Genomic DNA, 20,474 nt, shown 5'->3' on the forward strand with positions numbered 1-20,474 from the left:
AGTATTCGTCCAGATTCATTTTTGGTTCAACTTCATGTTTTCAATTGTTTCGAGGGTAATCTTTTGAAATTTTTCTGGTGTTAATTCATGAGACTTATCCTCCGGATCTCCATTATGTATTAAAACTTCTTCATATGAATTTTTACCGAGTAAGGTAAATAAGTTATTAAGTTCTGGAATTGATAAATTGAGTAAGGATGCATTTTCTTCAGGCATCGTTGGATTAATTTTTTTTGAAGCCTGCATTTCATAAGCGTAGGCAATTCCTATTAATAGGCCCTCATGAAATTGCTTACCCACCAGCTCAACTCCCACAGGCATGCCAGCGCTATAACCCACATTTATACTGATGGAAGGAAGACCAGAGTTAGAAGAGACTGGAGCACGCCAGGTATTGACGCTCATTGCTTCATAGGTCGCAGTTCCATGGGTCGTTATTGGTATCAGTAAAGCATCCAGTTTATGTTCGTTCATAATCCTGTGGACATAGATTTTATTTTTGGCAAATATCGATTCTGCTTTTTGATAGGTCGTGCTGCCCTTGTTTGCCATGTTCTTGAAAAAGCGAATACATTCTTTATTGGTTCCAAAATTTCGCGTGCGATTAGATTCACAAATATCCTGAAAATTTTTCCTGGTTGAGGGAAAGGAAGCCAGGTATGCATTGACATCCTGAAGCTCCCCTGCCTGGTTATTTTTTCGATCGTTATTAAACAATGGGAGATCAATATCAATGAAAGTGGCACCCATTTTATGCATGTCTTGAGTTGCGCTTTGTACTATTTTTAAAATGCGGCCTGGCATGTTTTCGAATGGTTTAATGCCGTTGACATTATGCACAATACCAATCCGTTTATTCATTAAGCCGTTCCTGTTCAAAAACTGCTTGTAGCTTTCTATTCTGGGAATATCAAGCGTTTTGGGATCCTGTGGATCGGGTTTGGCAATGATATCCAATACAAGGGCGAGCTCCTCTGTGGATTTTGCTATAGGCCCCGCAGTGCCATCCAGATTCCCCATAGGGAAAATACCCTGTTGACTAATTAAGCCGGTGCTCGGACGTAATCCAACTAATCCATGGAATGCTGCCGGGATTCTTACTGAGCCACTGTTATCAGTACCAATACCCAGTACAGCAAAACTGGCACTGACAGCGGCTGCAGGTCCACCGCTGGATCCGCCAGGATTTTTATTGGGATTGAAAGCATTACCCATTCGACCACTACGGCTGCTTATCCCGATCATGCCCCAGGCAAACTCGTCCATTCCGCCTTTTCCCAGGATAATAGCGCCTGCCTTACGTAAATTGCTCACCAGAAACGCATCACGAACAGGCTGACTTCCCAATAAAGCATAGGAACCAGAGGTTGTCGTTGTATCAAACGAATCAATATTATCTTTTAATATGACTGGAATGCAGTGAAGTGCCCCAGTGAGTTTGCCGGACTGTTTAAAAGCAGCGTCTAATTGCTGCGCCTCCACCAGAACTGAAGGGTTTAGCTCAGTCCAGGCATTGATTGGGGCAGCGCTTCTGGCACTTAAGTTATATTTTTTTATACGCTCAATATATGCAGCCACAAGATCAAAGCAGGTCATTTGATGATTTTGAATGGCATCATGAATAGAGTGAATGCTTACAGACTCTAATTGGGGTTGATTAATCTTTTGCGGTCGGGAAAAGGAGGCTCCACTAAAGGCTAATGGAATAAGTAACAGTGGAATAAAGCGATATCTCATATTTTCATTTCCCGGATTAATCAGCCTGGATCATAACACGTAGCCCCGATAAGCAAAGCGCATCAAGGTTTCCCATTGCCGCAACTTGCTTTATAATAATCCGATCAGCTAAACATTCCAGGATCCTCGCATGAAATCTCGGTTTTCACTTTTGCTTTTGACTGGCCTGGCAGCAATTTCATTTTTTTACTTCAAGTTTGCAATTTCCGGTAAACAACATACCCAACCACAAGCACCAGTCGTTACAGTTGAAACTGCTCATGTGACTGAACGCATTTTAGCTGAACAGTTTGAGACTCTGGGCAGTCTGTCGAGCATGGATAATATCGATATCAGTTCAGAAATTGCCGGGCAAATTGTTGCTATTCATTTTCAGCCCGGTGCTTTGGTAAAAAAAGACACCCTGCTCATTCAACTGGACAATACGGTTATGAAAAGCCAGCTGGCCAGTGCCAAAGCCAGCCTCGCATTAAGTGAGACTAATTATAAACGCACCAAAGAGCTGGCACAGAAAAGCCTTGCTTCCGCCCAGGCACTTGATCGGACATTAGCCGATCTGCGCGAGAAACGAAATGCGGTAAAAGTAAAACAGGCGCAACTGGAAAAGCTCAACCTGCGTGCACCCTTCACTGGTACCCTGGGCTCGAAACAGGTCAGTGTTGGGCAATATGTCAAAGTAGGGCAGCCTCTGGTTCATCTGGTAGCCAACCAGCAGCTGCGCGTAGAATACAATGTGCCGGAAAGACTTCTGCCCCGCCTTCATAATGGGCAACGTGTCCGGGTTAGTTCAGACGCCTTTCCCAATACTTTTTTTATTGGAAAAGTGAATTATCTGGCTCCCACGGTGGATAAAGACACGCGCACGATTGCTGTAGAAGCATTGATTGATAACAGCAAAAACCAGCTCTCTGCCGGTTTATTCGTCAGGGTCAAACACCAGTTGGGTTTAGCCAGAAAACGGCTGCTTGTTCCTGAGGAAAGCCTAATACCAACCATCAGCGGGCAGAAAATTTTTGTGCTTCGCGGGGATAAAGCGATCACTGTGCGTGTGAAAACAGGCACGCACCATGCCGCTATGACAGAAATCTGCCAGGGTTTGAAAGCGGATGACATCATTATTGTCCGTGGCCAGCATAAATTGAAAGAAGGCAGCAAGGTTATTGCCGTTAATCACATCAGGAGTCCGAGGTGACTTTTCCAGAACATTGCATCAAGCGCCCTGTATTCACTATTGTTCTAACCCTCATGATTGTCATTACCGGTCTTTTGCATTTCGCCAAACTGTCACTGCGTCATCTACCCAATATTGAGAAACCCTCTATCACCATTAACACTGAATTTGATGGGGCAAGCCCCGAGTTGGTTGAAAAAGAAATTACCATTCCGGTTGAAAACATGTTATCCAGCATTTCGGGTGTAGACAGCCTGCGTTCAACCAGTCTGCTTGGAAAAAGCCGTGTGACCATCGACTTTCAATTAGGGGTGGACATTAATGAGGCGATCAGCGATATCCGCAATAAAATGTCATCGCTGCAGACCCACTTGCCTTTGGGGAGCCATGCACCTGTCGTCAATAAAAACGATTCTGATGCCAATCCCGTGGTGGTGCTTGGTTTCCATGATGCGAGAAAAAATCCGCTTGAAATTACCGATTATATTTCCAGGAATATCAAACCGGTTTTGCAGGAAATTCAGGGAGTTGGCGAGGTCAGTTTCCACGGCGGTCGAAATTATGCGGTAAAAATTGCACTCGATCCGGTCAAGATGGCTGCCCGCCAGATTACTGTTGCCGAAATAAAAAACGCACTTGCACAACAGAATATCGACGTTCCCAGCGGGCAGATTAAAAGTGCGAACCGCTATTATACAGTTGTGACCCATGCGCGGCTGCAGAATGCCAGAAAATTCTCGGAACTGGTCATTGCGCAGCGGAACCATCAGTTAATCCGTTTAAGTGAAGTTGCATCTGTCACCGTCGGCAGTGAAAATGAAGATAATTTATTACGAATCAATGGCAAACCGGCAGTAGGTCTGGCTATTTTAGCCCAATCCAATGCTAACCCGGTGGATGTTGCCAAAGCCGTTCGTAAAAGTTTACTGCGTATGGAGAAAACGTTTCCTGAAGGCTTCAAGGCAGAGATCGTTTTTGATTCGACAAGCTTTATTAAAGCGTCTATCCATGAAGTGTATTGGACTTTTTTTGAAGCGTCTTTATTTGTGGGATTGGTTGTTCTTTTGTTTCTTGGGAGTATTCGCGCGGCACTGATACCTATTGTAACTATCCCAATCTGCCTGATTGGCTGCTTCTGGCCGATGTACTGGCTTGGGTTTGAGCTTAACTCATTAACCCTGCTGGCAATGGTGTTAGCCATTGGATTAGTGGTTGATGATGCCATTGTGGTATTGGAAAATTGTCATCGGCATATACAAAATGGCTTGTCCCCTATCCGCGCTGCCATCAAAGGCAGCAATGAAATCGTATTTGCCATTCTAGCAATGACCATCACCCTCGCAGCAGTCTATGCGCCCATGGGTTTCGTTAACGGTTTTACCGGTAAACTTTTTTTCCAGTTCGGGGCCACCTTGTCGATCTGTGTTTTATTATCTGGGTTAGTAGCCTTAAGTCTTTCGCCAATGATGTGCTCACAATTGCTCGATAATAAGGAAAGCCGCTACAGTCACTTACTCAATCATTTTTTTAGCCGGCTTGGCGAACGTTACAGCGAGAGTCTAATCCGGATGCTGCATCGCCCATACCGCCTATCCCTGATTCTTGCGGCATCCTGTCTGCTTGGTTTTTTCTGTTACCATCAATTGGGGGCCGAACTCGCCCCTGTTGAAGATCAATCCTATATCATTGGACCTGTTGCCTCACCCACCAACGCAAGTACGGAATATACTGATCACTACAGCCGGGAACTGGAAGCTATTTATGAATCCGTACCTGAGCAGGTCAATTATTTTGTTTCAGTAAAACCTTCTTCAGCATTTACCATTTTAAAACTACGCCCCTGGCATGAGCGCTCACGTTCGCAAAAAGAGATCAGCGATGAGCTCAGTGAAAAAATGCAGAAATTAACCGGGGTCAATGTATACCCGGTAAGCCCCAACCCCCTTGGCAATCGCGGCGGAAGCAGCAATCAGTTCAGTTTGGCCATCATGGGGAATACCAGTTACAAGCGTTTAAATGAAATTAGTAATGACGTGGTTAAGTCCCTCAGTGAATTTCCACAACTCAGGCATGTTAAAAATAATCTTGCCCTGGACAGCGAGCAGGTGAATATTGAAATCGACAGGCAGCTTGCTGCTGATCTCGACGTTAATCTGGCACAGGTGGCCGAATTGCTCTCCACCATGCTTGGCGGCAGCAATCCGGTCAATTTTAATTATGATGGACAAACCTACAAAGTCATTTTACAGCTAAAACATTCGCAGCGGCGCGATATTGCCATTCTCAACAAACTCTATGTGAAAAGCGGTCGGCATAAAATGGTGCCTTTGTCCACATTAATTGATGTAAGCCATTCCATTGGCCCAGATAGCCTGCCCCATTTGAATCGTTTAAGAACATCGAGCATCAGTGCTGAATTGGCTCCCGGTGCTCATTTAAATGAGGTAATCGATAAAATTCAGGATCTGCTGGAAAAGAAATTGCCTGATGACATCCAGTTCCGCTTTACTGGAACCGCCAAGGATTATCTTGAATCCTCTGGAAGCAGCATCTATGCAATGCTTCTGGCATTGCTCTTTATCTATTTGGTTCTTTCTGCGCAATTTGAAAGTTTTATCGATCCGCTCATTGTTCTATTAAGTGTTCCGCTGTGTCTCGTAGGCGCTTTATTGACCCTGTATTTAACGCACCAAACCATCTCCCTTTACACCAATATCGGCATGGTAACCCTTGTGGGCCTGATTACCAAACATGGCATTATGATTACTGAATTTGCCAACCAGAAAATCCAGGAAGGGATGGATAAGTTTAATGCAGTGATCGAAAGTGCAAAAATCAGGTTACGCCCTATTTTAATGACAACCATGGCCATGCTGCTCGGCGCCCTCCCGCTCGCCCTGGCAACAGGCGCTGGTGCTGAAAGCCGCCGGCAACTGGGGGTTGTTATCCTTGGCGGTATGGTAGTAGGGACATTCTTTTCGCTCTTTGTTGTCCCCTTTGCATTTATCAAATTATCCAGACGCAGCCCGGTGCCTCATTCAAGCCGCGATCTGGATTGTTTCGCCAAGGCTCGCAATGACGGGACGATGGCATAATACTCCACTCCCCGTCTTTGCGAACGAAGTGAAGCAATTCAGAACTCGACTCCTCATTCAAGCCCCGCTCTGGATTGCCTCGCCAAGGCTCGCAATGACGGAACGATGGCAATTAATCTTCTCTTAATATAAAAACTGTAAAATGGTTATTTTTTAATCTACAAAGTCGATTGGAGCAACCAATGCAAGAGAAGAAAGAACCAAGTATTAATTATGCAATTGAGGAACTTTTTTCGAGTGAAAAAGTTTATCGTGACAAATTAACTTTTTTGAAAGACGCTTTTTCGAAAGATGAGCTTGTTGGAAATCAGCCCATTTTAAATAAATTCAAAGAATTGATTCCGCAGCTTATTAACCATTCCATTAAAATTCATCAGAATGTCGCCTATGGTTTTCTTCTTTCCCAGAAAATTGAGGCAGGAAATGCTTCAACGACTGAAATAGAGAAATTTAATCAGTTGAGGGCCGAACGGGCGCATCTTTTCGCCTTGTATTTTAGAACCTATCAGGAATATGCAGAAACTTATCTTGCATTTGCACCGATATCAGGCGATGGCCGCGGCTTTCAGGCTATGAAAGAGTATATCTCTGCGAATAATACACAAGGATTTGGACTGGCCGATTATCTGATTGATCCGGTGCAGCGTGGTCCTCGTTACGATATTCTGGTTGCCGCGGTGATTAAATTTAATGAAACTTTATCAGAAGAGTCTCCAGTCAAATTAAAGGAAGAACAGATTCAGGAAGTCCAGCGAATATCAGCGCATATCAAGCTTTGCGCCCAGGCTGCTAACAAAGCAACTTCAGAGATGAAGAAAGGATATGAGTTTGGTGATTACAGTAAAGCGGCTACACAAAAGGTGATCCAAGGAATAGGCTATATCAGTAGCTATCTTTCTAGCCGCTATCAAAAAGATAATACACCGCAAGCTGCCTCCGCTAAATCAGAACAAAGTGAAAAAATCGATCTCCCTCATTTGAACATAAGCAGCAGCCTCCTGGATGGATTCGAGCCCGCCGGTGTTCCTGACGAACTGGATATCGATGATTTTGAATTTCTTGATTTTTCAGAGGAAAATTCGAAAAGTACTTTCAATTATTAAACTTAAGACATAGTGTGGGGAGTATTTTCCCCACCCTAGAATCTTTCCAAAGCCCTTTACTCAGTCTTTTGTTTTCTATTACAATCCTCCCTGCCTCGCAAGCAATTAAAGGATTTAATAATGGAAAATCAAACACTGCAGCGTTATCTTTCTTATCTTCAACAAGATCCTAATAATACCAATCTACTCCTTTCAATTAATGAAATGCTTGAATCACTGGAAAGCAGCAATGAAATACTTGTTCTGAAAGCAAGGATACTACAGCGGCTTCAGCGCTTTGAGGACAGTATTCAACTTATCTGTTCTGTGCAAGGTTTTGAACATAATGAAGAGCTCCTGGGTTTATTAGCCACTGCTTATTTTGAGCTTGAAGACGAACAGCAGGCGCTTCATTTTACAAAAGCAAGCCTGGCACTTAATCCAGTTCATGAGGATGCGCGCATGCTCATGTTATTTCTTGATCAGCAAACAAGCTTAGGCGATATCGAATCATTCCTGGCAATGCATCCGTCAAGCTACCGCCTCTGGTATCGGCTTGGCATTAAACAATTGGAGGAGCATCAGCTACTGGATGCGCAAAAATCGTTTGAGAGAAGCATTGAGTACCATCAACATTTTTATCAGGCATGGCTGGGGCTTGGCTGGTGCCATTTGTTGATGAATGATGCGGACAAAGCCTGGCATTGCTATCAATCCGCGACACAGATAGAACCCACACTTTCAGATGCCTGGTCGGGTCTGGCATTAGTGGCTATTCTGAACAAACAATGGAGAGAGGCCGCTGAATCGATTAACAAAGCCAGAGAAATGAACCCGCAATGCGCTATGCTGGGTTTGGCAGAAGCCTTATTGGCGAGTCATGACAGGTCGGAAGCGGCCTGATCATAGCTGCTTATCATGTCTTTGCGAACAAAGTGAAGCAATCTAGAGCTCGATGCCCCATTCAAGCCTCGATCTGGATGGCTTCGCCAGAGGCTCGCAAAGACGGGCAGGCAAACATTAGTGAGGTCTTTGCGTTTCCCCTTCACTTTCACCCTCATCTTTGATTTCTGGCGCATTCCCATTACCAGTCTCCGGCGTTTTTTCCCGCTCCTGTATCTTATCATGCCCTTCGTCAGTTAAAGCTGATTCCCCATTTTCTACATGGGTCGCAATTCCTTTCTGAAATAATCTGGCTGTACTGCTTGGCTCGAATTGATCCTGGGGCAAGAGAGGAAGCTCTGCAAGCGACTGGGTATCTTCTGTGATCAACTCTTTAATTTCCCGTTCCCTGTTCTTATATTCTGCATTTTCGCGATACACTTTGAATCCCAGCAGAACCCCGGAAAAACTGGTAATTACCAGAGCAGCGACGCTGACAGCAATAATGACACCTAACGGTACAGTGAATCCGGGAAAAAGAAAGGCCATGCTGAGCATAGCCAGCCCCAGACCCGCTGCTGAGGAACCATAACCAAGACCAGTCACCAGTTTTTTCTCCAGCGACCATTTTCTATCACTGGTCATTTGCTGCTTGACCAAGACCTCAATATTAATTCCAGGAAGACTCTCGCCGTATTCTTTTTTTAATTGCTCAATAAATTCCTGGGTGATGTGAGACCCTTTATCTTCAGGATACAGTTCCGAATACACTTCCCGGCTTTGCTTGATAAAGTCAATAACGCTGTAACCGACTACTGCTGCCCCGAGCACCAAACCGGGTATCGCCAGAAATGGAAATGCAATGCCAAATACAGAGGATGTTATTACTAATCCTAACCCAAGCCCCATCCAGCCGGCATCTTGCAAGAAATGCTGCCATTTTTTGCTTTGCTTCAATTCCGCCATACGCTGCTTACTAAAGGCACGAATCTGCCGCTCCATGACTGCGAGAGAGGCCAGGTTGGCTAAATCCATTCTGGAGTCTTTTTTAAGAATTTCTTCAAAAAATTTGCTTTTTAAAACCTCAAGCTCATTTTCATTTTTTAATTTGGCTAATTGATTAAGCCGTGGCTCCCACTCCTGATATTGAAGATCTTCGATAAACCACTGCGGTTGATGCTTAAGCAAAGGCTCTGCATTTTCTAAACGTAAGGCACCAAGTACAGACATGAGATGGCGATAAAAACGATAACTTGCTAATGAGTCCTCAAGATTATCTGGTAGGTTTGATTTCTTTTTCAGGTTTTTTAACAGGTTAGATAAGCGTTTTTCATGCAGCAGAAAATTATCCATGGTCTTGGCGCTTAGCATACCATCAAGGGCCTCATCGGTACTGGCATGCGCCAGTTCAGCAAACTGCCTGGCCCCTTCATCCTTGTATTTACGCTGAAAATCATCGGTTATGGCAGTTAACTGCTCTTTAATAACCGCGGCAGAAGAAAGTTCACGATGTAATTGTTGTTCCTGGGAATTAGACATAGTCAGCGAGTTATAAAGAATCCAAAATTGTAATTATATAAATTAACAAAAGTTCCATCAGCCTGGAACTGTAATATCAGGTGGTTAATTTTATCCATATTTTTTTCATTGCCATAGTTACTTGCAATGCCGATACCCTCATTCATTTTCAAGTCAATATCTAACAATTTGATTTTGTCCGGATGCTGGCGAGCCAAATACGAAGCGCTGTATTTGTTCATAAATACAGCATCAATATCCTTTTTTACCAAGGCCTCCGCTAAATTATTAAAATCATCAAAGGGAACCACTGTGATGCCCAATTCAGAGTTCTGCTGCAGGTATTCATTATACACACGCCAGGCCATAACCCCCACCCGCTTGCCCTTCAGGGATTTCAAATCTGTTAACGAGCTATCAGTCAATACAATAAACCCGCCCTCAGTAATCATATAGGGGATTGAGAATAAATAATTGAGCTGTCTTGAGGGGGTAATTGCGATATCTCCGATCGCGTAATCGATCTTTCCCTCCGACAAGGCAGTATATAATTTAGGCCCTTCCAAGGAAACAAAGCTGCACTGCCATTGCAATTTTTCACATATTTTTTTCATCAAATCAATATCAAAACCATTCAAAATGTAATGGCTGTCATTCGTTGCAAAAGGTGGATCGAAAAAAGGAGTTCCAATCTTGACAGGTGTAGCGGCAAACAGGCTGGTGGTGAGACTTAACCATAGCAGAAAACAAAATCCCTTAACTTTCATTGCGAATGACCCTTTTGATTTTGCTATTCTAACTATAGATGATCGTATTCACTTTTTTCAAAAAAGACTTTATGGATGAAATCATTTACAATGGATTTTTTTCTAGGGATATCCATTATGACAAAACTGGTCAACCTGTTGAGCATCTACCTCCTCCTCTGCACCGCCCCATCGCTACACGCTTCTGAGGTAAAACCGGAAGACCTGATTAAAATGAATCAGGAGAATGCGGGTCAATGCATTGAATATTACACTTATCAGAATGAATTATATTGCAGTACAAAGATTTTAAATCCTGGAATTAAAATTGATCAGGAAATTGTAAAATCAGAACAACAGAATCTGGTATTTGATAATCGTATATGGCAGGCAGCATGGGGGAAAAAAGATCCCGCAATAACCACAATAGAGTATTTACCAGCAGGCGAGCAGCTTGATCATTGGCAGGAACTGATTACCACCCAATTTTTTCCTGAACTGCAAAAACAGGCTACCGTAAAGCAATTCGCCAGCGTCATTATGGAAAACCTGAAAAAAATTGCCAATCCTGAAATTACTATTATTGAAGAAACACCTGACCAGATTATTTTCGAATTCAAAGTGAAAGAACCTAGTGACTCAGCCCAGGATGAAATTCAAAAAATTGTAAGCACGAATAATGGTCTTTATGTACTCCACTATGTTTACCGCAGTGCAGATATGGGCGAAGAAAGACGGGCCTTGTGGTTGAAGAATATTAAAGACAGTACGATTAAGCAGAATTGAGGGGCTTTTGGGGGAATTCCGCGGTGTATGTCACTCCGAATCCCGCAGAGCTGGCCACCCGAACCCCCGCAGAGCTGGCCACCCGAATCCCCGCAAAGCTGGCCACCCGAATCCCCGCAAAGCTGGCCACCCGAATCCCCGCAAAGCTGGCCACCCGAATCCCCGCGGCTGCGACCGCGGAGCCCATGTCTGTTAGAGTAGCATGGTCCTCACACAAGTTTCGATGTTGCCAAAAATAGGATTTAACAGGTAGTCATAAACAAGTGTTCTTAAGATTAAATTGGCTTCGTGTGGGCCCCGCGGTCGCAGCCGCGGGGATTCGAGGAGAGCGAGCCGCGGGGATTCGAGGAGAGTGAGCCGCGGGGATCGAGGAGAGCGAGCCGCGGGGATTCGAGGAGAGCGGGCTGCGGGGATTCGGATGACCCGATTCGAAATAATCAGGAACTGGCCGCTGCACGTTCACGAATACGTCCAAGGGCATAATCCAGACGCGCCAGAGTTCTTTTTTTACCTATTAGCATCAGCGTTTGATCAATCGCCGGCGACATGCCTGTACCCGTAACGGCCACGCGCAAAGGCTGCCCCAACTTGCCCATATTAATATCAAATTCGCTGCATACTTTTTCAATTAAACCATGCAATGCTTCGGCATTCCAATCAGCTTGCTCAGCCAGGTAGCCGTAAAGCTTATTCAAGGGTTCCAGAACAACCGGGCGTAAATGTTTTTTTACGGCATCTTCATCATAGGCTATATCGTCTTCGTAAAAATACCGGCTTTTATCACACATCTCCACCAATGTTTTACAACGTTCGGCCTGCAACCTTACGATAGCTGCCAATTCTGGCCCTTCTTCCAGGGAGATGCCCTGCTGTTCAAAGTGCCAGGCAAGCGCTTCTGCGGTTTCTTCTGGATCCTGTTCTTTTAAATAATGCTGGTTGAGCCAGTATAATTTTTCATAATTAAAGCTGGAAACGCCCCTGCTGACATGCTTTAAATCAAAAAAGTCAATCATCTCTTCCGAACTGAATATTTCCTGATCCCCATGGGACCAGCCCAGCCGTACCAGATAATTTAGCAAGGCTTTGGGTAATATTCCTTCTTCCTTAAACTGCATAACGCTGACAGCACCATGTCGTTTGGATAAGCGCTTTCCGTCATCGCCAAGAATCATCGGTAAATGGGCGAAAACCGGGATTGGCGCATTTAAAGCCTTGAATAAATTAATTTGCCGCGGTGTGTTATTAATATGATCATCGCCGCGGATGACATGAGTGATGCCCATATCCATATCATCAATAACCACTGCAAAATTATAGGTAGGGTGTCCATCGGAACGGATAAGGATCAAATCATCCAGCTCTGTGTTATCAATGTGGATGTCGCCATAAACCTGATCCGAAAAAGAGACCATGCCGGATTGAGGGTTTTTAAAACGAATAACATGCGGCTCCTTCATCGGGGCAAAGTTTTTTTCGCGGCAATGCCCGTCATACTGGGGTTTTTGTTTGGCAGCCAGCTGTTCTTCCCTCAAAGTTTCGAGGCGCTCTTTGGAGCAGGTGCATCGATATGCCATCCCTTTTTCCAGCAGAAAACTGGCAATTTCTTCATAACGCGCATAGCGTTCGGACTGATAAAAAGGCCCTTGATCACTATCAAGATTTAACCAGGACATTCCATCCAGAATAGCCTGCACTGACTCGGTGGTCGAACGTTCCTGATCCGTATCTTCGATTCTAAGGATAAATTCACCCTGGTGATGCCTGGCATACAACCATGAATACAATGCGGTACGCACACCGCCCACATGCAACAGCCCGGTTGGGCTCGGGGCAAACCTTGTTCTGACAACCATCAGGTTCTCCAATAAATAATCAATATTAACCTGTTATGATAGCGCAGTTTCAACGCCCGGCAAAGACCATGGGTAATCTACACAAATGTTTTCCAGCACCGAATCCCCGCGGCTGCGCCCCATAGGTGCATAAGAATTAAAAGCTATCGAATCCCCGCGGCTGCGACCGCGGGGCCCACACGAAGCCAATTTAATGTTAGGAACACTTGTTTATGATGACCTTTTAAACCCTATTTTTTGGCAACATTGAAACTTGTCTGAGGACAATGCTCCAACAGGCATGGGCCCCGCGGTCGGTGCCGCGGGGATTCGGCGGTCGGTGCCGCGGGGATCGGTGGTCGGTGCCGCGGGGATTCAGTGGTCGGTGCCTGGGGATTCGGTGGTCGGTGTCTGGGGATTCGGACGGGGAAAATATTTGTGTAGATAGCTGTGGGCGCAGGCCGAGGGGCCATGGCTGATGGTCGAAATGCAGGGATTTCGGAAATAAAATGCAGGAATTGATTGATGTTTTCATTTAAACTTTGTATCGTTTTCAAAAATTTTATCGCTTATTACTATGCCCCATAACAGGATTCCCTTATGAAGGGAATTGGTATCAAGTACCAACTCAGGTTAACGACCTTAATTCCAGTATTTCTGGTCGCCCTTCTTTTTGCTGTTTTTTATAATGGCCAGTTCAGTAAAGATTTAAATCAGCACATGTCCCGTCTGGGGGAAGCCTATATCAGGCAATTATTACCGGCGGCGCAGTTAGCAATGATGCGTAACGACCGGCGAACCCTGCAAGGCTTGATCAATGCTTCTACCGTCAATCCAGAGGTACAAGCCCTCGCTTTTTATAATGCTGAAGGCCAGCTAGTCGCTTATCGCGGCGGGAAACATTCTATCCACAAACCGTTCAAACCGCCTGAGTACACCGGTGATTATATTGAAAGTAAGCAATTCAGACCTTACTCTATCAATTTTGTCGCGCCAATTACCATTCCTAAATATAATCTATATGCGACAACGCCTTTCCGCACGCCCACAGATTTCATTCCCCTGCAGGCCGACGATATCCTGGGCTGGCTTTCTATCGATATTGATACCCAGTCGACACTGATTAAGCAGTACAAGATGTATATTATTACCATCTTTATCACTTTGCTTGGACTGCTAATCAGCCTGACGATTCATTACTTTCTATCCAAGCGTATTTATCAGCCGATTTCCCGTCTTCGCCGCAGTATGAAACAAATTCTCAGCAATGAATTTGAAACCAAAATTAACGTTTCAAGCCCAGGTGAACTCGGAGAGATTGAGCAAGGTTGTGCCCATTTACAAAAGCAGTATCTGAACATTGTCCGTGAATTGAATCATCATATCGAAGTCGCCACTGCGGATTTACAGCAGGGTCTTGAACTCCTGGAAGAAAAGAATATCCAGTTATCGTTAGAGAAAAAGAAAACAGAAGAGAAAAGCCGGCAGAAATCAGAATTTATCGCCAATATGAGCCATGAAATTCGCACCCCCATGAATGGCGTTATCGGTTTTACCAATGTACTGCTGGAGAGTAAGCTCGATGCCTTGCAGCTTGATTATGTCAAAACCATTAAATCATCCGCACAGGATTTGCTGGCTATCATCAACGATATCCTCGATTACTCAAAAATGGATGCCGGGAAGCTTCATCTGGACTGCATACCCTTAGATCTGCGCGCCTGTATTGATGAAGTATTAACTCTGGCCGCTCCCAATGCCCATAAAAAAGGAATTGATTTAATCCCGTCCACCCAAATTAATGTACCCAAAACGGTATTGGGCGATCCCTTAAGAATCAAGCAGATTCTGAGTAATTTGGTAAGCAATGCAGTAAAATTTACCGATCATGGCTATGTTCTGGTTCGTACTTCTATTGAACAGGAATCGGAGAAAGATTATTTTCTGTGCATCTCAGTGACTGATACCGGCATTGGCATCTCCAGCGAAGACCAAACCAAGCTATTTAATGCCTTTAATCAAGCCGATACTTCCATCACCCGCCGCTACGGCGGTACGGGGCTTGGTCTTGTTATCTGTAAGAAACTGGTTGAAGCTATGGAAGGCCGTATTATGCTTCAAAGCGAACTCAATAAGGGCTCCACTTTCTCCATTTATATCAAGCTTGAAAAATTATCTGCTTATGAAGTAGAGAAAAACCAGAGCCATCGTTTCAATAATATCAAAGCACTTTGCTTTGATGACAACAGTCTGCAACTGGAGGCGCTATGTAATGGACTGGGCTATTGGGGTATTGAATCAGTACCGGTTACTTCGTTTAATCAGCTGGAAAAAGCATTCGTCAAACATCAGGATTGTACGATTGCCTTTGTAAATGTGAATGAAGGTTGCGAAAAACAGGTTGCGCAAATCCTTAGCAAACAATCCATGCCAAGCGTTTTAATTTCCAAATGGCTAATTCATAATCCCCAGTCTCTCGGGGCCAAGGCATTCTTATTCAAGCCAATCAGTATTCAAAAATTACACGAAGTAATCGAACAGCTTTCCAGTCAGACCACAGCCCCAGTAGCAATGGATCAGGAACTGGATAACCTGCGCAAGCAATTGCGTCTGATTCACCCTGAAATTCTGATAGCGGAAGATAATCCGGTCAATAGAATGCTCTTAAACTCACTTCTCAGCGAACTAAGCAATATTGAAACGGTAGAAGACGGGAAAGAAACTGTCAAAGCCTGCAATAGCAAACGGTATAATTTACTGTTGCTGGATCTGCAAATGCCTCAGTTAAATGGCCTGGAGGCGGCGCAATTGATCCGACACCAGTCTTTAAACAAATCCACCCCGATTGTGCTTATCAGTGCCAGCGGCAATGATATCAACCAGGAAAAAATGAAAAAAGCCGGCATTAATCTTTGCTTGCAAAAGCCAATTGATGAAAAACAGTTGCTCAGCCATCTTCTGCGCTTGCTGAATAAAGCCAGGAATCAGGCCATAGACTGGCCCTTGTGCGTTCAGAAAGTATCAGGTAATCAGGCTTTAGCCGAAGAATTCCTTAAGCGCTTTGTAGCCGAACTTCACAAGAGCCGCTCTGAATTTCTTGAGCTGTATAGCAAAAAGAATATTCAGGATTTGCAAAACGCCGCCCACAAGTTATATGGGGCCTGTTGTTTTTGCGGCGTACCTCGTTTACAAACCCAGGTTTCCAAACTTGAAAAACAAGCCAAGGAAGCAAAAAAAATTGATGATCTCAAGGCTACATTCGCTGAATTAATCCGCAATATTGATGAAGTGATCGATGAATATGATAGTCTTTATGCCACTTAACACGTAATTATTTAGGGAGACATAATGTCAGTAAAAAATGCAATTTATGCCCAATCCGGGGGCGTGACCGCTGTAATCAATGCATCCGCTTGCGGTGTAATCCAGACTGCCCGTAAGCATCCTGAAAAAATTGGGAAAGTATTTGCGGCTAAAAATGGCATTATCGGCGCTTTAAATGAGGAACTTATTGACACTTCCCTTGAGAGCGATGAGGCTATTGCCGGTTTAATGAACACGCCCGCCGGAGCATTTGGCTCATGCCGTTACAAATTAAAAGATAGCGGCTCTGAGTATGAGCGCTTAATCGAAGTGTTTAAAGCCCATGACATTGGCTATTTCTTTTATAATGGCGGGGGGGATTCTCAGGACACTGCCAATAAAATTGCCAAAATGAGCCGGGAAATGAATTATCCTATTACTTGTGTCGGTATTCCAAAAACAGTCGATAATGATTTACCGTTTACCGACAACTGCCCTGGATTTGGTTCAGTTGCAAAATATGTGGCCGTTTCAACAATGGAAGCTGGTTTTGATGTGGCGTCAATGGCTGCCTCTTCTACCAAAGTTTTCATCCTTGAAGTCATGGGCCGTCATGCTGGATGGATTGCTGCCGCCAGCGGCCTGGCTTCGCAAAATAAAGGCGAACCGCCCCATATTATTTTGTTCCCCGAAATTGTTTTTGATGAACAAAAATTTCTTGCCAAAGTAGATGCCTGTGTTAAGGAATATGGTTACTGTGTCGTTGTGGTTTCTGAAGGGATCCGCAATCAGGAAGGAAAATTCTTAAGCGATGCCGGACTTCGCGATGCCTTTGGGCATGCTCAATTAGGCGGCGTTGCCCCTGTAATCGCCCAATTAATTAAAAGCAGCCTGGGTTATAAATACCATTGGGCCGTAGCGGATTATCTCCAGCGCGCAGCGCGCCATATCGCCTCACAAGTCGATTTGGAACACGCATACGCCTTAGGCAAAGCAGCTGTTGAACTCGCTATTAATGGACACAATGCGATTATGCCCATCGTGAAAAGAGAACAAGACTCCCCTTATAAATGGTCAATCAGCCACGTGCCTTTAAGTGAAGTTGCCAACCAGGAAAAAGCGATGCCCGCAGATTTTATCAGTGATGACGGATTTGGAATTACTGAAGCCTGCCGTCGTTATTTGAGCCCGCTAATCCAGGGCGAAGCCTATCCTGATTACCACAACGGACTACCGGTTTATGTTCGATTGAAAAATCAGTTAACAGCGCAGAAATTATAAATAACCGTCAATACAAGCAAAATCCCCGCCAAGGCGGGGATTTATCAACGATTAAGCTCGACAACTCGCTGGCCGGTATTTGGCAAGCAATGTTCCTCCTTGCGTGCACGTCCAGGTAACATCGCCATTTGGCTGCAAGGCAGGTGTCATAAGAAGAGTTCCATTGCCTGCAGCTTGAGTATAAGTAATGGTGATTACACCGTTAGCGCCAATAGTAATAGATTGTACATTTGCCGTTGCGGCAGGGCTTTGATAACCTGTTTCAGCTTGCGTTGCCGGCAATGCGCCTCTTGAAATTGCCGTTTCCGATACCGCCAATTTGGCCGATGCTGCCATATTCAATCCCTCAGTTACCCGGGCTCGAATGGTATAATCCTGATAAGCAGGAATGGCAATCGCAGCCAGAATACCGACAATTGCTACAACAATCATCAGTTCAATTAATGTAAAACCCCTTTGCTTCATGCTAGTCTCCTCAATTAAAATTCAGCAATCTGCTTTATTAAAGCAAATACAATGCCAGCAAATGAAATATTCTATTTTTCAAATGGATACCGATTATTTTAAAACGCTTAGGCTTGTCAAATAAAAATTTAAGCCAGCAAATACAAAAAAATGGACCAATTTAGTCATAAACTGACATAGCCTTAAAATACAAATGGATTATAATGAAGCCATCATGGCTTTTAATTTTAATATTATGAACCGAACTAAGCGCATTGAAGACTGCTTGCATCAGCATTTATCCGTTCATTATCTTGATGTCCAGGATGAATCAGGACAACATCATGTACCGCAAGGTGCAGAAACTCATATCAAGCTGATTCTGGTTAGCGATGCATTTAAAAACCAGTCCAGAATCAGCAGACATCGCTTAATTAATAATCTGCTGGCAGACGAATTCAGCCGCGGCTTGCATGCGCTTAGTATGCATTTATTTACTGAGGAGGAATGGCGGGCGAGGCAAGGTGAAACCCAAGGCTCCCCGCCTTGCCGGGGCGGGTTTAATCAGGGCTAATGTCTTCGCTGCAGAAGGAAGCGACAAGCCCTGATAAGCAGCACTTTCAAAGCTTGATCATTTGGGCCCGGCTTGAGCTTGCGGTGCATCTTCAGGGACGCGCACAACGATCATACCCAGATTTACTCCGTGGATAAGAGTCACTAGCGCATTTAAATCAGCGGGAAGGCAACTGTAATCATCTGAGGTAAGGGCAGCGTAATCATTACCTAAACCCATTGTATTTGAGAAAACGCCGGAGAGATAACTTAAATAGCCGTTATTATCGCGTAAACCTAATACAGTAATTAAATTTATTACCAGTTTAAACGCTAATTCGCTGCTTTTTGCGTCCTCGCTAGTCAATAGATACGCTAAACCCGCTGCAGTACCGGCCAGATTCAATATTTGCCAGCTCAATCGCCATGAACTTTGTGTACTGAAAAATCCGAACATGTCTCACTCCTGTTAATATCGAATCTCAATTTAACATCATGAAAAAAAGAGATACAAGCCTAATGATTTTTGCATTTTGATTACTTTTTTTAGATTTAATAAAAATCAGTTTATTCAAGCGTCCCAATCCCCTATAATGTATATCTTTTTATCAGTATTTGTTGTTGGAATTTTTGTTAATGAAAGCCTGGTCCTCCGAAAAAATTTCTGTTTTAGCACTTGTTCTCCTCATCACCGGAGCGATCGACAGTATTCGCAATTTACCTGCAACAGCACTTTTCGGCTCCAGCCTTATTTTCTTTTTCAGTTTCTCTGCCATTGTTTTTTTAATCCCGGTGGCATTGGTATCGGCCGAGCTCTCTTCAACCTGGTCGGAAGAGGAAGGCGGCGTTTTCTCCTGGGTTAAACATGCCTTCGGTGAAACCATGGCTTTTTTTACGATTTGGCTGCAATGGATCAACACCATGGTCTGGTATCCCACTATTCTGTCTTTCATCGCCGGAACCCTCGCTTATCTGATTAACCCGGCACTTGCCCAAAATAAGTATTACTTGATTGCCGTTATTTTGACAGTATTCTGGTCCCTCACCCTGCTGGGATTAAGCGGCCTCAAAGCCTCTGCCCGCTTTGCCAGTTTTTGTGCGATCTTCGGAATGATTATTCCAATGGCGTTTATCATCCTCTTAGCCATCATCTGGTTAATTAAGGGTCAACCTATTGCCGTTGATTTAAGCCTGGATCATTTGCTCCCCCACTGGGGCGATACGCAGTCCTGGGTATCACTGACAGCCATTATGACTTCTTTTCTTGGGATGGAGCTTGCCGCGGTGCATGTGAGAAATGTTGAATCACCCCAGCATAATTTTCCCAAGGCCATGTTTTTTTCCGTTTTACTGATTCTGTCAACCATGATCTTCGGTTCCCTGGCAATTGCCTTTGTCTTACCGCAGGATCAGATTAGTCTTGTCGATGGGGTGATGCAGGCCTTTAATAATTTTTTTCGCGCCTATCATATGACCTGGCTCATGCCTCTTATTATCGTTATGTTGTTGCTGGGTAGTTTAGGAGGGATGGTCAATTGGATTATTTCACCCGCCAAAGGACTGTTACTGGCAGCAGACAATGGCTTCTTGCCGCACTGGCTTTATCGTCTCAACAAACATGGCATTGCCTCACGGATCCTTATTTTGCAAGCGGTGCTTGTGACCTTACTATGCAGCGGGTTTCTGCTGTTCCCCAGTGTGAATGCAATCTACTGGCTGTTTACAGATTTGAGTACTGAATTATACATCCTGATGTATGTATTTATGTTCATTGCCGCCTGGCGTTTAAAAAGTAAAACCGCTAACATTGCCCGCGCTTTTCAGATCCCCGGCGGTAAAATCGGATATTATGCGACATGCCTTCTCGGTTTGACAGGCTGCATTATTACTTTAATTGTGGGCTTCATTCCTCCCGAAAACAGCATGGATATAGGCGGAGCCAACCATTTCCGCCTGATCTTTAGTTGCGGAATAGTATTGATGATTTTGCCTGCTTTTGTTCTTTATTTAAGGCGAAGAAGGATGCATGCTTTGGTCTAATGGGG

At 44.3% G+C, this 20,474-nt stretch carries 15 protein-coding genes; 9 read left to right on the forward strand and 6 right to left on the reverse strand.

The window, feature by feature from the left end; translation table 11 throughout:
• Positions 1-15: 15 nt before the first annotated feature.
• Complete coding sequence (locus DYH42_RS10890; RefSeq protein WP_058523659.1) at positions 16-1,737, reverse strand: amidase; 1,722 nt, start codon at positions 1,735-1,737, stop codon at positions 16-18.
• Positions 1,738-1,867: 130 nt separating this feature from the next.
• Between DYH42_RS10890 and DYH42_RS10895 the strand changes: the two genes are divergently transcribed.
• The 4 genes from DYH42_RS10895 to DYH42_RS10910 all read left to right on the forward strand — a co-directional run bounded on the left by DYH42_RS10895 (position 1,868) and on the right by DYH42_RS10910 (position 7,988).
• A complete protein-coding gene (locus DYH42_RS10895; RefSeq protein WP_058523658.1) occupies positions 1,868-2,929 on the forward strand; it encodes an efflux RND transporter periplasmic adaptor subunit in 1,062 nt (353 codons plus the stop codon).
• A complete protein-coding gene (locus DYH42_RS10900) occupies positions 2,926-6,003 on the forward strand; it encodes an efflux RND transporter permease subunit (RefSeq protein WP_058523657.1) in 3,078 nt (1,025 codons plus the stop codon). The genes DYH42_RS10895 and DYH42_RS10900 overlap by 4 nt, the downstream gene beginning before the upstream one ends.
• Before the next feature lie 182 nt (positions 6,004-6,185).
• Positions 6,186-7,106, forward strand: a complete 921-nt coding sequence (locus tag DYH42_RS10905) for a RhoGEF domain-containing protein (protein WP_058523656.1) — start codon at positions 6,186-6,188, stop codon at positions 7,104-7,106.
• Between the two features lie 120 nt (positions 7,107-7,226).
• The gene (locus DYH42_RS10910) at positions 7,227-7,988 is read left to right on the forward strand and encodes a tetratricopeptide repeat protein (protein ID WP_058523655.1); all 762 of its coding nucleotides are present in this window, start codon (positions 7,227-7,229) and stop codon (positions 7,986-7,988) included.
• Positions 7,989-8,105: 117 nt separating this feature from the next.
• On the opposite strand, the gene DYH42_RS10915 is transcribed toward DYH42_RS10910, so the two are convergent.
• Both DYH42_RS10915 and DYH42_RS10920 read right to left on the reverse strand, forming a co-directional pair.
• Entirely contained in the window at positions 8,106-9,506 is a 1,401-nt protein-coding gene (locus DYH42_RS10915; protein WP_058523654.1) for a hypothetical protein, read from the reverse strand.
• 2 nt (positions 9,507-9,508) lie between these two features.
• Positions 9,509-10,252 carry a transporter substrate-binding domain-containing protein gene (locus DYH42_RS10920; RefSeq protein WP_058523653.1) on the reverse strand — a complete coding sequence of 248 codons (744 nt, stop codon included), beginning with the start codon at positions 10,250-10,252 and terminating at the stop codon, positions 9,509-9,511.
• Positions 10,253-10,369: 117 nt separating this feature from the next.
• On the opposite strand from DYH42_RS10920, the gene DYH42_RS10925 reads away from it, so the two are divergent.
• A complete protein-coding gene (locus tag DYH42_RS10925) occupies positions 10,370-11,017 on the forward strand; it encodes a hypothetical protein (RefSeq protein WP_058523652.1) in 648 nt (215 codons plus the stop codon).
• Between the two features lie 437 nt (positions 11,018-11,454).
• On the opposite strand, the gene gltX is transcribed toward DYH42_RS10925, so the two are convergent.
• On the reverse strand, positions 11,455-12,870 hold the full coding sequence (gltX, locus tag DYH42_RS10935; RefSeq protein ID WP_058523650.1) for a glutamate--tRNA ligase: 1,416 nt from the start codon (positions 12,868-12,870) through the stop codon (positions 11,455-11,457).
• Between the two features lie 579 nt (positions 12,871-13,449).
• Here gltX and letS point away from each other — a divergent pair.
• Both letS and DYH42_RS10945 read left to right on the forward strand, forming a co-directional pair.
• Complete coding sequence (letS, locus tag DYH42_RS10940) at positions 13,450-16,173, forward strand: two-component system sensor histidine kinase LetS (protein WP_058523649.1); 2,724 nt, start codon at positions 13,450-13,452, stop codon at positions 16,171-16,173.
• Between the two features lie 24 nt (positions 16,174-16,197).
• Positions 16,198-17,433: a 6-phosphofructokinase gene (locus tag DYH42_RS10945; RefSeq protein ID WP_058523648.1), complete on the forward strand. Its 1,236-nt coding sequence runs from the start codon at positions 16,198-16,200 to the stop codon at positions 17,431-17,433.
• Between the two features lie 51 nt (positions 17,434-17,484).
• Here DYH42_RS10945 and DYH42_RS10950 read toward each other — a convergent pair whose 3' ends face one another.
• Positions 17,485-17,898, reverse strand: a complete 414-nt coding sequence (locus tag DYH42_RS10950) for a pilin (protein WP_058523647.1) — start codon at positions 17,896-17,898, stop codon at positions 17,485-17,487.
• A 214-nt stretch (positions 17,899-18,112) separates the two neighbouring features.
• Between DYH42_RS10950 and DYH42_RS10955 the strand changes: the two genes are divergently transcribed.
• Positions 18,113-18,451: a BolA family protein gene (locus DYH42_RS10955; protein ID WP_341272421.1), complete on the forward strand. Its 339-nt coding sequence runs from the start codon at positions 18,113-18,115 to the stop codon at positions 18,449-18,451.
• Between the two features lie 57 nt (positions 18,452-18,508).
• Here the strand turns inward: DYH42_RS10955 and DYH42_RS10960 are convergent, their stop codons facing one another.
• Positions 18,509-18,886, reverse strand: coding sequence for a hypothetical protein (locus tag DYH42_RS10960; protein ID WP_058523646.1), 378 nt, complete (start codon positions 18,884-18,886; stop codon positions 18,509-18,511).
• Between the two features lie 179 nt (positions 18,887-19,065).
• Here DYH42_RS10960 and DYH42_RS10965 point away from each other — a divergent pair, with 179 nt between their 5' ends.
• A complete protein-coding gene (locus DYH42_RS10965; RefSeq protein WP_058523645.1) occupies positions 19,066-20,469 on the forward strand; it encodes an APC family permease in 1,404 nt (467 codons plus the stop codon).
• Positions 20,470-20,474: the final 5 nt, after the last annotated feature.

It is taken from the genome of Legionella birminghamensis, assembly GCF_900452515.1.
GTDB lineage: Bacteria > Pseudomonadota > Gammaproteobacteria > Legionellales > Legionellaceae > Legionella_C > Legionella_C birminghamensis.

Excerpts from the sequence above, each read along its gene's own strand:
- DYH42_RS10895 (WP_058523658.1), top strand. The coding sequence starts at position 1,868 with ATGAAATCTCGGTTTTCACTTTTGCTTTTGACTGGCCTGGCAGCAATT.
- DYH42_RS10960 (WP_058523646.1), bottom strand. The coding sequence starts at position 18,886 with ATGTTCGGATTTTTCAGTACACAAAGTTCATGGCGATTGAGCTGGCAA.
- DYH42_RS10915 (WP_058523654.1), bottom strand. The coding sequence starts at position 9,506 with ATGTCTAATTCCCAGGAACAACAATTACATCGTGAACTTTCTTCTGCC.
- letS (WP_058523649.1), top strand. The coding sequence starts at position 13,450 with ATGAAGGGAATTGGTATCAAGTACCAACTCAGGTTAACGACCTTAATT.
- gltX (WP_058523650.1), bottom strand. The coding sequence starts at position 12,870 with ATGGTTGTCAGAACAAGGTTTGCCCCGAGCCCAACCGGGCTGTTGCAT.
- DYH42_RS10925 (WP_058523652.1), top strand. The coding sequence starts at position 10,370 with ATGACAAAACTGGTCAACCTGTTGAGCATCTACCTCCTCCTCTGCACC.
- DYH42_RS10955 (WP_341272421.1), top strand. The coding sequence starts at position 18,113 with ATGGCTTTTAATTTTAATATTATGAACCGAACTAAGCGCATTGAAGAC.
- DYH42_RS10890 (WP_058523659.1), bottom strand. The coding sequence starts at position 1,737 with ATGAGATATCGCTTTATTCCACTGTTACTTATTCCATTAGCCTTTAGT.
- DYH42_RS10945 (WP_058523648.1), top strand. The coding sequence starts at position 16,198 with ATGTCAGTAAAAAATGCAATTTATGCCCAATCCGGGGGCGTGACCGCT.
- DYH42_RS10920 (WP_058523653.1), bottom strand. The coding sequence starts at position 10,252 with ATGAAAGTTAAGGGATTTTGTTTTCTGCTATGGTTAAGTCTCACCACC.
- DYH42_RS10965 (WP_058523645.1), top strand. The coding sequence starts at position 19,066 with ATGAAAGCCTGGTCCTCCGAAAAAATTTCTGTTTTAGCACTTGTTCTC.
- DYH42_RS10910 (WP_058523655.1), top strand. The coding sequence starts at position 7,227 with ATGGAAAATCAAACACTGCAGCGTTATCTTTCTTATCTTCAACAAGAT.
- DYH42_RS10905 (WP_058523656.1), top strand. The coding sequence starts at position 6,186 with ATGCAAGAGAAGAAAGAACCAAGTATTAATTATGCAATTGAGGAACTT.
- DYH42_RS10950 (WP_058523647.1), bottom strand. The coding sequence starts at position 17,898 with ATGAAGCAAAGGGGTTTTACATTAATTGAACTGATGATTGTTGTAGCA.